This is a genomic window from Aliikangiella marina (assembly GCF_007004765.1).
In the GTDB taxonomy this organism is placed as follows: Bacteria; Pseudomonadota; Gammaproteobacteria; order Enterobacterales; family Kangiellaceae; genus Aliikangiella; species Aliikangiella marina.
In genome coordinates, this window is the sequence record NZ_VIKR01000004.1 from 505811 (window position 1) to 518075 (window position 12265).

The 12265-nt window shown below is 42.1% G+C and carries 15 protein-coding genes; 7 read left to right on the forward strand and 8 right to left on the reverse strand.

Features of this window, described 5'->3' with window-relative positions; all coding sequences use genetic code 11:
• Positions 1-260: 260 nt before the first annotated feature.
• The 4 genes from FLL45_RS17055 to FLL45_RS17070 form a co-directional block, all read right to left on the reverse strand.
• Positions 261-677, reverse strand: coding sequence for a hypothetical protein (locus FLL45_RS17055; RefSeq protein WP_142943290.1), 417 nt, complete (start codon positions 675-677; stop codon positions 261-263).
• Positions 678-826: 149 nt separating this feature from the next.
• Positions 827-1696, reverse strand: a complete 870-nt coding sequence (locus FLL45_RS17060) for an alpha/beta fold hydrolase (RefSeq protein ID WP_142943291.1) — start codon at positions 1694-1696, stop codon at positions 827-829.
• A gap of 84 nt (positions 1697-1780) precedes the next feature.
• Positions 1781-2281, reverse strand: a complete 501-nt coding sequence (locus FLL45_RS17065) for a SixA phosphatase family protein (RefSeq protein WP_142943292.1) — start codon at positions 2279-2281, stop codon at positions 1781-1783.
• Between the two features lie 361 nt (positions 2282-2642).
• Complete coding sequence (locus FLL45_RS17070; protein ID WP_142943293.1) at positions 2643-2945, reverse strand: c-type cytochrome; 303 nt, start codon at positions 2943-2945, stop codon at positions 2643-2645.
• A 163-nt stretch (positions 2946-3108) separates the two neighbouring features.
• On the opposite strand from FLL45_RS17070, the gene folX reads away from it, so the two are divergent.
• The 3 genes from folX to folM are packed head-to-tail and all read left to right on the forward strand — an operon-like array spanning position 3109 to position 4916.
• Positions 3109-3468, forward strand: a complete 360-nt coding sequence (gene folX, locus FLL45_RS17075) for a dihydroneopterin triphosphate 2'-epimerase (RefSeq protein ID WP_142943294.1) — start codon at positions 3109-3111, stop codon at positions 3466-3468.
• A 42-nt stretch (positions 3469-3510) separates the two neighbouring features.
• Complete coding sequence (folE, locus tag FLL45_RS17080) at positions 3511-4149, forward strand: GTP cyclohydrolase I FolE (protein ID WP_142943295.1); 639 nt, start codon at positions 3511-3513, stop codon at positions 4147-4149.
• A 56-nt stretch (positions 4150-4205) separates the two neighbouring features.
• Positions 4206-4916, forward strand: coding sequence for a dihydromonapterin reductase (gene folM, locus FLL45_RS17085; RefSeq protein WP_142943296.1), 711 nt, complete (start codon positions 4206-4208; stop codon positions 4914-4916).
• Positions 4917-5003: 87 nt separating this feature from the next.
• On the opposite strand, the gene FLL45_RS17090 is transcribed toward folM, so the two are convergent.
• Genes FLL45_RS17090 through FLL45_RS17100 form a run of 3 tightly spaced genes read right to left on the reverse strand, consistent with a single transcriptional unit; the run spans position 5004 to position 6862 of the window.
• Positions 5004-5768 (reverse strand): SDR family NAD(P)-dependent oxidoreductase, encoded by a 765-nt coding sequence (locus FLL45_RS17090; protein ID WP_210247224.1) that lies wholly within the window; start codon positions 5766-5768, stop codon positions 5004-5006.
• A 1-nt stretch (position 5769) separates the two neighbouring features.
• Entirely contained in the window at positions 5770-6216 is a 447-nt protein-coding gene (locus tag FLL45_RS17095) for a thiol-disulfide oxidoreductase DCC family protein (RefSeq protein ID WP_142943297.1), read from the reverse strand.
• Positions 6217-6241: 25 nt separating this feature from the next.
• Entirely contained in the window at positions 6242-6862 is a 621-nt protein-coding gene (locus FLL45_RS17100; protein WP_142943298.1) for a DUF3429 domain-containing protein, read from the reverse strand.
• A 243-nt stretch (positions 6863-7105) separates the two neighbouring features.
• Here FLL45_RS17100 and FLL45_RS17105 point away from each other — a divergent pair, with 243 nt between their 5' ends.
• The gene (locus FLL45_RS17105) at positions 7106-8647 is read left to right on the forward strand and encodes a cryptochrome/photolyase family protein (RefSeq protein ID WP_210247225.1); all 1542 of its coding nucleotides are present in this window, start codon (positions 7106-7108) and stop codon (positions 8645-8647) included.
• 74 nt (positions 8648-8721) lie between these two features.
• Here the strand turns inward: FLL45_RS17105 and FLL45_RS17110 are convergent, their stop codons facing one another.
• Positions 8722-9555 (reverse strand): mechanosensitive ion channel family protein, encoded by an 834-nt coding sequence (locus FLL45_RS17110; protein ID WP_210247226.1) that lies wholly within the window; start codon positions 9553-9555, stop codon positions 8722-8724.
• 180 nt (positions 9556-9735) lie between these two features.
• On the opposite strand from FLL45_RS17110, the gene FLL45_RS17115 reads away from it, so the two are divergent.
• From FLL45_RS17115 to FLL45_RS17125, 3 genes are all read left to right on the forward strand, one after another.
• Positions 9736-10839 carry a DUF2817 domain-containing protein gene (locus FLL45_RS17115; protein ID WP_142943299.1) on the forward strand — a complete coding sequence of 368 codons (1104 nt, stop codon included), beginning with the start codon at positions 9736-9738 and terminating at the stop codon, positions 10837-10839.
• A gap of 41 nt (positions 10840-10880) precedes the next feature.
• Positions 10881-11609, forward strand: coding sequence for an alpha/beta fold hydrolase (locus FLL45_RS17120; protein WP_142943300.1), 729 nt, complete (start codon positions 10881-10883; stop codon positions 11607-11609).
• Between the two features lie 78 nt (positions 11610-11687).
• Entirely contained in the window at positions 11688-12245 is a 558-nt protein-coding gene (locus FLL45_RS17125; protein ID WP_142943301.1) for a chalcone isomerase family protein, read from the forward strand.
• The last annotated feature ends 20 nt before the right edge of the window (positions 12246-12265 follow it).

The window sequence follows — 12265 nt, forward strand, 5'->3', positions numbered from 1 at the left end:
ATATTAAGGGGCAAGAATTGACATAAAGCGGTCCCGCATCTGTCATCTCGACCGTAGTGGAGAGATCTCCCAAAGGCTTAGTCAAACTCAAAATATTTGACACCATCACAGACATGAGTGTGTTTCTTTGTAAGTCTCTGTTTGTAGATGCATCCAAAACTGTGGGAGATTCCTCGACTACGCTCGGAATGACGTGAGCTGAGTGTCTACTTTGTGATGAACAGAGCCTTTCACGGCTATCTTTTAAACAGCCTCTGATGCTAAAAGACTATCTTAGCCTTTTCAATATCACTCCTTGCTTTTAATAAAAAAGCAACTATCTTTTCTCGCTTTTTCCAACTCTTAAGATCCGAAGGTAAACGGCTCAACCAATGATTATTTGGACCATAACTTGTTCCACGGATTTCAGATAGATAATTCGTAGTATGCATGTTTCGTTTTCCGAGCACGTCGATGCAGTGAGTTAACTCTAAACTAGAGGCAAATTCAAACTCAAATCCAACCACCTTAACTACCAAATATGGGTATCCTCTCATTGGATCTTTATTAGGAAAAGGAGGTGAAAATTCGACGCATTCAGCATAAGGGATTTTATCTTCTCCCACTCCATGATGTACCCAATAACTAATTGGACTTCTCTTTCTACCTTTCAAATATGATAACTCGAACTTACTCATACGAGCTCCAGCGACTGACTGCTTTTACAGCTCAACTAGTATGTTAGTTAGATTTGACTGACCCTTTAGTGATGAAATAAAACAGCCAATACCTCCGCCTATCTATCTCAAAAAATCGACACCTAGCCGCCACCCTCTCTCACAACAATTTAACCGTTCAAGTGAGCTTCCCAAAATTGATTAGCTGACTTTAATACCAATTCAGGACTCTCAACTTGAGGGTAATGGCCAATGTTTTCCAATTCTACGACTTCAGCCTTTTCAACTAATTTTTTAAAGCTCTCCACCATATACTTTCCAGATACAGGGTCTTCCAATCCATTGATAAAACAAATCGGGCACCGCGCATTTTGTAAAGCGCCGACCCAACGATCTCGGTTTTGTTTTCGCTCTTTAATATATTGAATAACTTTTGGTATTCGAAAAACGCCATCTTGCAATTGAGTAAGCTCCCAATAAGTTCTTATTTCTTCTTCAGGGAGCTTTACCGCACAAATTTTGTCAAAATTCTTCTTAAACCTGGAATAGGATGTCAGCCTGGAAATTATAAACCCGAATGGCCCCAGTAAAAGTTTTTGTAATAACACAGGACGCTGGCTTTCCGGAATAACACCACCATTTAACATGATTAAAGAAAGTACTTTTTTATGGTCACTCTCTAAATCTCTCGCCAGTAACTCTTGTGCAACACTGTCGCCATAGTCATGAGACAAAACATGACACTGTTCAATCGATAACGACTCAAGAATTTGTTCTATAATATCAACCTGACGTTTAATTGAGTAATGAAAATTTTTCGGCTTATCGGAAAAACCATAACCAATCATATCAAGCGTAACCAGGCGAAACTTTTCAGCAAGTACTCCCCAAACATGCGTATAATCCCAACTTGATGTTGGAAACCCGTGAATCAGTAGCAGAGTCGGCTTATCCACCTCACCTGAGTCACGATAGAATATCCGGCGTTGTTCGAAAGAAAAATAATTGCCCTCTTGTTGCCATTGTTCAACTGATATCATTCTTATGGCTCCTAATTAAGATTGTTGTTATTTTGTTATTCTGCTTCTTAGTTGGTATTAATGATCTTCGGTTAGCTCGAGCAGTCAGCGGTAGTTCTTTGGGCAAGTGTAATAGACTAACTTGCCGGTTTCATACTGAATATTTTCCCAACAATCTACTTTTAAACGAATCCTCGCGATAGCGCAGGTTGGTAAGTTCGCGAGGCTATCGGCTGTCATCAAGTTAATAAATTCTGTCAGTGCAGGGTTGTGACCAACGATACCAACCGAATAAATATTGTCAGGCAGTTGCTGACAATATTTCAAAACATCTCTAGCACTAAAAGTATAAAGTTCATCGGTCAAATTATAATCAGCATGAAAACCATGCAACTCGCCGTGTATCAGATCAAACGTTTCATGTGCCCGTTCGGCAGTCGAGCAATAAAAATGCTCTACTGACTCAATCAATGGACGGTTTCGACGAGCCATCAGTGGGGCATCTCTCCGCCCTCTTGATGCCAGAGGCCGATCTTTATCTGTTAAACGCGAGTCATCCCAACTAGATTTAGCATGCCTTATCAATGTTATAAACCGAGCCTTCATTCATTTACCTTTTTCAACCGGAACCGAACGCAAATCACCGATCGCCATTTAGTTTTACTTCTCATCACTTCTTATGGCTTCTCATCACTTCTTATGGCTTCTCATCACTTCTTATGGCTTCTCATCACTTCTTGTTAGCAGATTGTATGATATTGTTCAAAAATCAATCGCTAGCAAAGTAATATACTGGTTTTATAACGCCAAGGAAAATTTTAACGTCGCGATAGCAAAAGGAAATTAAGGGTGGGTTTGATTAAAAACGATTCGACCTAACCTAGGTTGATGGGTAAACCGTCGCTATCGTTTGAGGAAAGGCTCGCCTCAGTGAAAGTTCACTGAGGTTCCGAGACCAGAGAAACGACTATTTTTGCGAAGAGTAATAAGTTGCTAATGCTTCAATGTCATCATCAGACAGCATTTTTGCTTGCGCATTCATTACGGCAGATTGCCCACCTTTACGCTCACCTGAGCGATAAGACTTAAGAATAGCGACTAAATAACCCTTGTTCTGACCGTTAAGCTTGGGGTAAACATCCATGATTGGCTTGGCTCCACCATCGCCGTGGCAGGCTCTGCATACCGCTTCTTTAGCAGGTGGTGCCGCAAATGCACTGCTCGCGACCAACAAAATTACACCGGCTAACCCATAAAAAAACTGCTTCATCGTATTCTCCTCGTCAACACCATTATGCCATTTGGATTTGTCATTAATCGTTCTTATACAAACGTTGGATGATATTATAGGTGGTAATTAAGAATAAACAATAACAAGATCCAAGGATCTTTGGTACCCGTATATAGACACAAGTAATAACGAGAAATTCAATATGCATAACGCCATTATTAAAATCACTAATTTGAGATTACGAACCTTTATCGGCTTCAATGATGAGGAAAAGCGTAAGCAGCAGGACGTCATTATCAATTGCGAAATTCACTACCCTGCCGACGCGATGTGCCTCAACGACTCAGTTGAGAATGCCCTTAACTACAAGTTCATCACCAAAAAGATCATCCAACATGTCGAAGAGGGTCGATTTTTGCTACTCGAAAAACTCGTGTCAGACGTTGTCGAAATTTGTTGTGAACATGAGAAAGTCTCTTACGCTAGTGTCACCATCGACAAACCACACGCACTCAGGTTCGCAGACTCTGTTTCTTTAACATTACAAAAACAGTGCGCCTGACCTTAACAGGTTCTCGCCTCCAGAATTATCAAGGTAACTTACATGATTTCACCTGAAGCTAAACTCGTTCAACAGACTTTGATCGAAAAAGGTCTGGAAACCCCGCTGATTGAAACCAACTTAACCAGTGAAGAAAAATATGCTCGGATACGCGGTTTTTTCTCAGAAATCGTCGCGACGCTTGGACTCGACCTAACTGACGACAGCCTCGCTGAAACGCCGCATCGGATCGCTAAAATGTACGTTGATGAGATTTTTTCCGGGTTAGACTATAGTAACTTCCCTAAGATTGCGGTTATCGACAATAAAATGAAAGTCGATGAAATGGTTAAGGTCTCAAACATCGATTTAACCAGCACTTGTGAACACCACTTTGTGACCATTGACGGTAGCGCAACGGTCGCTTACATTCCGACGAATAAGATAATTGGTCTTTCAAAAATTAACCGAATTGTTGGCTTCTTCGCCCAGCGCCCTCAAGTGCAGGAACGGCTAACCCAGCAAGTTCTCATTGCCTTGCAGACTTTACTAGAAACTGACAATGTCGCTGTTTCGATTAAAGCCACTCACTACTGTGTTAAATCGAGAGGTATTAAAGACGTTAATTCGGAAACCTCGACCACAGCGCTCGGTGGTATTTTCAAAAGTAACGTTCATACTCGAGCGGAATTTTTCAATTAAAAAACGGCTAATACCAGCGAGTTGAGTCCATCTACAATTATTTCTAAGGTTAATGAATGAATAATCCAGTCCTTATCACTGGCGTAGGGAAGCGTATCGGTTACCAACTCGCTAAACATTTTCTTGAGAATGATGTTCCCGTTATCGGCACCTATCGCTCACATTACGACACCATTGATGAGCTCACCCAAATGGGTGCCAAGCTATTTCAAGTGGATTTTTATGTAACAGCCAAAGTCGATGAGTTCTGTGAATCAGTAAAATCCCAATTCGACCACCTCCGAGCAATTATTCATAACGCTTCTGATTGGATACCGGAAAAAGTAGAACGCCCCAATGATGAAATTTTCGACAAAATGATGACAATACATGGCAAAATTCCGTACCAGCTTAACCTCGCCTTTGCGGACCTACTTTCAAATACCACCGATGACATGGCCGACATCATTCATTTCACCGATTATGTGGCACAAACCGGTAGTAAAAAGCATATCGCTTACGCAGCCAGTAAAGCCGCCTTAGAAAACTTAACCTTATCCTTTGCGACACTGCTTTCTCCCAAAATAAAGGTTAATAGCATAGCGCCCGCACTAATTAAGTTTAACCCAGGGGATGACGAGGCATACAAACAAAAAGCCGTTAACAAAGCACTATTGCCTCGAGAAGGAGGCTATAGCGAAGTAATAGATACAGTGGATTACATCATGCGCTCACAGTATGTTACCGGTCGTTGCTTCGCTTTAGACGGTGGGCGCCATTTAAAATAATCTTATGGGCGGATACAACTCAGCCACTTTTACTTAACTTTTATTCTGATTCAGCCATCATAGGAAACCGCTCAGCAACCGGGCTATTCACCACTCTATCGTCTTGTGATCCCAGTCAATGAATTGAATTTCCCCTGCTGGCTTTTTATTGGTTAATAGGCTGTGCAGTCGCTCTGCAACAAACTTGGGTGAGAATAATTTTTCGGGGGCAACTCGCGCTTGAAAAGGTTTGGACAATTCGGTATCCGTTGTGCCTGGGTGGAAAGCATAGATTTGTAATTGCTTTAAACTGCGCGATAACTCGATCGACAACGTCTTTAAAAGCATGTTTAAAGCAGCTTTACTACTGCGATAGCTATACCAACCTCCTAAGCGATTATCACTGATACTACCGACTCGCGCACTGAGTACTGCAATACTGAGTTTATGTTTGGTTTTTAAGAGCGGCTTAAGGTGCTTTAACCAAAGGATTGGGGTAATCGTGTTGGTTTGTAAAATATGCGTTATCGTCTCTCGAGTCACTTCCTCCAAACGGCGCTCGGGGAAATAACCGTCGCCATGCAAAGTGCCATTACAAATACAAATATGGTGAATCTTACCACGGGTATCCTCAAGTTGTGAGACTACCTCTGTCATTGATTGCTCCTGGTTATCGCAGTCAATACAGGTTAGCTTACTCAGCCCATCTCCACTAAACGAGGCTGGGAGAGCTGTTGTTGAGCGACTGATTGCGATTACATGAGTGATATCACGATCATCAATAAACTCGGCAAGCATTGCTTTACCAATGCCACCACTAGCACCAACAACAATTGCAATCTTGGCATTTTCTAAATTGGTTATCGGGTTCAAATTACAACTCACTTTGTGACGCGCTAGTCTTGTGCTCGGGCCTTATAGCGACACGACACGCTTCACAACGTGACTGTCCGGTTAGAACGTATGAAAGCCAGTAACGGTTACGCGCAAAAAAACGATACCCCATATCTGCAATAACTTTAATGATTGGCCAGCGTAATAGGCTTAACCACCGGTGTTTGTCGACGGCTCGCCAAGCTGCGCAGGTCACATCGAGGCCAAGTAATAATTCTCCATTTTGTGTCTTGCCATGTAATATGGCATTTGCTTTTTCTTTGTCAATGTCTGGATGTTGTTTCGAAAAATCTGGCGCATTGATATCAACAAAATCCAACGCATGTTGTTTATCAAGCTCGCTTAGCTGGAGCATTTCTTTAACACACAGCGGACAGTAGCTGTCGTAATAGATGGTTAATTGAGGCAAATTAACTTGATTGTTCATTGGTTTGTAACTTCTTTTGAACCTGTTAATAAACGAGAAAAAGCATTGCGACATGGCATAAACAGACTATACCCGTTAGCTTCATTCTCATCGTTAGATAAGCACTTTGAGGGACATCCTTAGCGTGGAGCTTCAAGCCAATTTCAACCCAAAGCGCTAGCGTAAATCCAACAAGCAGAACAAACAGAGCAAAAAATTCATCATTATCGCTCGTGATTAACACAATCCAAACGATGATTGCGAGTAAGTTAGTGACGATGGCGAAACTTGATAGTAAACCCTGCGACCCTTTATTACCGCCCGTGACTTGCTGTGCATAAAAACGTTGTTGCTTGTCCTTAACGCTGACGTCTGTGTTGGCTAAGCCTGAACTTTCTGGACGTAAATCTTCCGCTCTCGCACCGGAAAACAAAGTTATCGGCTCTCGGCTTTCAACGCTCTGAGCCGAGGTATTTGCATAGTAGGTGACAATTTTTCCCCAGACGGCACCCGCCAGAAAAGTCAAAATTACGCCGCTGTATACGATAAATATTCTCGAGGGCGAAAGCTCAAAGAGCGTTTGATGGTTGACCACAAACCACAGTGGTACGATAAACGGGATTAATCCCATATACCCTAACGTACCGACAACGTATTTTAGATTCATACATTCAACCGTTATAAAAATACAACCGAGTGACAATGTGTTGCTTGACCGCGTGTTGAGTAACCGAGCATTGAAATTACTTACAAGAAAAATCTTAGCCGCCCGGTTTCTTCCTGCCGATGTTTTGTTTTCTCACGCGATTTACGCTTGTTAATGGTTATTTTTTACGATCATAACCGCGAGTTGGATCTATCGATTCTTTGTACGCGTATACTGGTTATTATTAAGCACTTGATGAAGCCAATGGGTAAAAAACTTAGACTGATTTTAGGCGATCAACTCAATCATGAGCATTCATGGTTTAAACAACGCTCTTCCGACACTTGTTATCTGATCGCCGAGCTACCTCAAGAAGCAACCTATGTTGCGCATCATGTTCAAAAGGTCGCGGCATTCTTCTTAGCGATGGAATCCTTCGCTAATCATCTTAAGTCTCAAGGACATCAGGTAATTTATCTTACACTTGACGAAACCAGTCGCTATCGAGACTTACCCGAGCTGCTTCAAGCGCTCATTAAACAACATGAGTTTGAGTTTTTTGAATATCAACGCCCTGATGAATATCGACTTCTTTGTCAACTTCGAGAAGCCGATTTACCCACTGAAGTGAGCGAATACGATTCAGAGCATTTCTTGCTTCCGTTTGACGAAATCAACGTTCACTTCAAACCGCGCAAACATAAAAAAATGGAATTTTTTTATCGCTATATGCGTAAACGATTTAACATTTTGATGAAAAACGATAAGCCACTCGGTGAGCAATGGAATTTTGATGCGGAAAATCGACAAACGCTCAAAAGTGAAAGTTTAGACATCGTTCCTGAACCACTGGTTTTCAACAACTCGATAAAAACGATTCTAAAACGAATTAAAAAATACGAAATAAAAGTTATTGGACATTGTTCCGACGACATTCTCTGGCCAATTAATCGTCAACAAGCGCTTCAACTACTCGAGTATTTTTGCGAGCAATGCTTAATTAATTTTGGACGATATCAAGACGCAATGGTCAATGAGTATCAGTTTGGCTGGAGCCTGTTTCATTCGCGATTATCATTTGCCATCAATTGCAAACTACTCTCTCCGAGGGAAGTGATTGAAACAGCTGTCAATTACTATCAAAGCAATAAAAAATTAATCACACTTGCGCAGATTGAAGGATTTGTCCGGCAAATACTTGGCTGGCGAGAGTATGTCAGAGGCGTTTATTGGGCAAATATGCCGGACTATGCGCAACTCAATCAACTCGCAGCAAAGCGCAAGTTACCGGATTTTTTCTGGAACGGAAAAACCAAAATGAACTGCATGAGTCATGCAATTAATCAATCGCTTGACTATGCCTATGCCCACCACATTCATAGGCTAATGGTCACAGGTAATTTTTCGCTACTCACCGAACTTGACGTTGACCAAGTCGATGAATGGTATTTAGGAATATATATTGATGCCATTGAATGGGTGGAGTTACCTAATACTCGAGGAATGGCTTTGTTCGCTGATGAAGGGATCGTCGCCACCAAGCCTTATGCGGCCAGTGGCAACTATATCAACAAAATGAGCGATTATTGTGGTTCTTGCACTTATAATGTTAAACGCAAAAACGAAGATGATGCCTGTCCTTTCAATAGTCTTTACTGGCGGTTTATGGACCGACACAGGGATAAACTGTCAGTTAATCCGCGGATCGGCATGATTTACCGCAATTGGGATAAGCAATCCGAAGCATCACGCCAGCAAACACTCGATCGAGCTGAGTGGATAATCAACAACATCGAAGACATTTAACGATATAGTTGCCTTTTCATTTGCCGATGTATTTGACGTTTTATTTCACTTTACATTTATCTTCACAGTGACGCTTACGGGAGCATTTTAACTTCTCTCTGCGGAAATGGTATATCGACACTATTGGTTTGAAGTGTGTCCCAAATGACTTTGTTAATCGCAAATCTTGCCGCATTAATTTTATCTGAGTCAGCCCAAACTCGAATTTCAAAATCAACGCTACTATCACCAAAATTGGCGATTCCGACTTGTGGATCTCGGACATCACTGGCTAATGGACAATTCGCCACGGCGGTTTGCAGGATTTCAGTTACCTTGTCCAAGTCACTCGAATAAGCCACCCCGACACTAAGTTCAAGTAGCGATTGTTTTTGTGAGTTATGGATAATTTCGCCAATGATGTGTTTGTTGGGTATCGTGATCTCGACATCATCTTCAGTGACAATAATCGTATGCGCTAACAAAATGTCTTTTACTTGGCCACTAACGCCCTGAACACTGATTGTATCGCCGACAATAAAGGGACGCGTCAAAATAATGTTCAGGCCTGCGCCATAATTAGACAACAATCCTTGAACCGCTAAACCCGCCCCAAGAGAAAGCGCACCGATGGCTGCGACAAAAGGAGTCACACTGATCCCGATTTTATTAAGAACCACTATTGCCACCATAATCACCACGAGAATTTTCGAGACATTGGCAATAAATCTAGACAAGGTGACGTCTAGCCCTTTCGCAATGCAAACTCGGTTGACAACCGCCGATACACGTTTGGCGATATATAAACCGATTAATAAAATAAATATCGCACCGATTAGCTGGAAGCTATAATTAACAAAGAAATTAATTACCGCATCATAGACGGCTTGCAGTTGGGCGATTTCACTTTCTATATTTTGTTCCATCATTTCCTCGCTTAGACTTTCTTATCTTCTTTAAATTTCGCCTTTTAAGGTTCAATAATAAAACATCTTTATCATCGAGTCTTGGTTTTCATCGTTTAGACATATTTTTATGACAAGATTAAGGGTTAGAAACCTCCTCAGCTATAATTATTCTAAACTCTAATTAATGGTGAACCTTCAACTATGAGCCAACTCGCAACCGTTGAAACAAATCAAAACTTGTTAGTTAGAAATGCGATTGCCAAGCGCTCGCATGAAGATAAAGCGCTTCTGCGAAGACATATCCCAGAATTGGTTGAGTTGGAAAGGATACTGCTGCAAGCGGGCGATAAAATTAAAACTCGTATTCTCGACACCTATCAAGCGCGCGGCATTGATTTACCGGTTTACAGTGTAGAGCTCGGAGATTTTAAACCCGATCAACCACGACTATTAATCGTCGGAGGTGTACACGGAATTGAAAGAATCGGAAGCCGAGTCGCAATTGCACTGCTGGCAAGTTGGCTGCAACGGATTTCTTGGGAAAAGAGCCTCCAAGATAGCTTGCAAAATATGTCCATCACATTTGTCCCAATTGCTAATCCAACTGGCATGTTCCGCAATACTCGAGCCAATGGTAACGGTGTCGACTTGATGCGAAATGCACCGATTGATGCCGAGGAAAAAGTTCCTTTTTTAATCGGCGGACAGCGGATCAGTAACCGTATCTCTTGGTATCGTGGCGATACCGAAAAACTCGAACCAGAAAATCAAACATTGGAAATTTTAGTCGACCGATTGACCCAGCAAAGTCCACTCGTTATTTCGATTGATTGTCATTCTGGATTCGGCTTTAAAGACAGGCTCTGGTTTCCCTATGCCTATCGTCGCAGACCCATGAAAGGTATAGCCCCGATTATGGCGCTCAAACTTTTGTGGGAAAGTGGTTATCCGAATCATCAATACGTTTTTGAACCGCAATCGAACCACTATCTGACTCATGGCGACTTGTGGGATTATTTATACAAGAAGTATAGTTCGCCGCCGGATAACCATAATTTTTTACCGCTGACTTTAGAGCTCGGCTCTTGGATTTGGGTCAAAAAAAAGCCATCACAACTGCTCTCAATGGAAGGGCTATTTAACCCTATGGTCGAGCATCGAGAGCAAAGAACCCTAAGAAAACATTTGCCACTTTTTGATTTCCTTCGACATGCGACTTATAGTTTCAGCAACTGGATGCCGTCGCAAGAACAGTTTGCTCAGTTACAACAAATGGCTGAAAGTCTCTGGTATCGTGAGAGCTGAACAGACATCGAATTAAGATTGGTTAACCAAGGACAAATGCATTGCAAAGGATTATCTTATTAAGAGGACTCGGGCGAGATCAATTACATTGGAATCCACTTCTCGCACAATTACAATCGACAAGCGCCAAAGTGCTTATAGAAACTCCCGACTTGCCTGGCGCCGGTGTGCTTTATCAACAAAAAAGTCCCGTTAATATTGACCATTATATTCCGGCAATAGAACGACAGCTCTCAGGTTTTGATAGTCCAGCTATTTTAGTCGGCCTGTCTTTTGGTGGTATGATCGCCCTTAAATGGGCTGAACAATGTCCCGAAAAATTTAGTCGCGTCGTCCTGATCAACTCGAGCAGCCGTCTCAGTCCTTTTTATCATAGACTTCAATTACAACACGTCATTCGATTCCCGAAAGCGCTGTTAGGCACTAGTCAACGGACTCGCGAAAACGCCATTTTCCAGCTCACATGTAATACTCGTCCGGTCGATGAGTCGATTATCCGGCAGTGGGTTCAAATACAGGAAAAACACCCTGTTTCATTCACCAATAAACTGCGCCAAGTTATCGCAGCTTCAAGATTAGCGCCGCCATTGCCAAGTAAACTTCCGCCAATTCATATACTTAACTCTAAAGCTGATAGGCTAGTCCACCCTCGATGCAGCCAAAAGCTGATTGATTACTATGACGCCTCGTCCAGTTTTCACGAAACAGCTGGACACGATTTGCCGCAAGACGCTCCCAATTGGGTCGCGGAGCAGCTTTTAAAGCTCTAATCATCCTCGACTAAAACCGATCTGTTCGTATAAAAAGTGCGTAAAGGTATACAAACCCAATACATTTTCTAATGCCTTATGAATAGTCAAAACTCGATATTAACAGTCATTCTTAAATGGTCTAGCTTAGCGCTATTGGTCGGTTACTCAGTAACTTTCTCCTCGCATGCGACTGCGAGTGCGGAAATGCCAAAGGACTTGAAGCTTGTTGGAGAGTCAAACCTGAGCGTTTGGTGGTGGGACATCTACGATGCCCAACTATTTACTGAATCTGGCCGCTATCAAACTGAGGAATTACCGCTGCTGTTGTCGATTACCTACAATCGCGATATCGACAGTGCCGATTTGATCGACGAAACCGACTCACAATGGGAACGCTTTAAGATTGATGAAAAGCAACGAAAAGCATGGGTTGAGCAACTCACTGGTCTTTGGCCCGATGTGAGAAAGGACGACAACATTAGTTTCCACATTGATAAATTAGGCAACTGCCACTTTTATTTCAATGGTGAGTTCATCGGCACGGTTTCTGATCCAAACTTTAGCACTTCTTTTTCTGCTATCTGGCTGGCTGAAAACAGCGCCTACCCCAAAATGACTCAGCGATTAACTGGCCGCAATTCGAATAAAAAGTAACTTGTACTCTTTTTCATTCG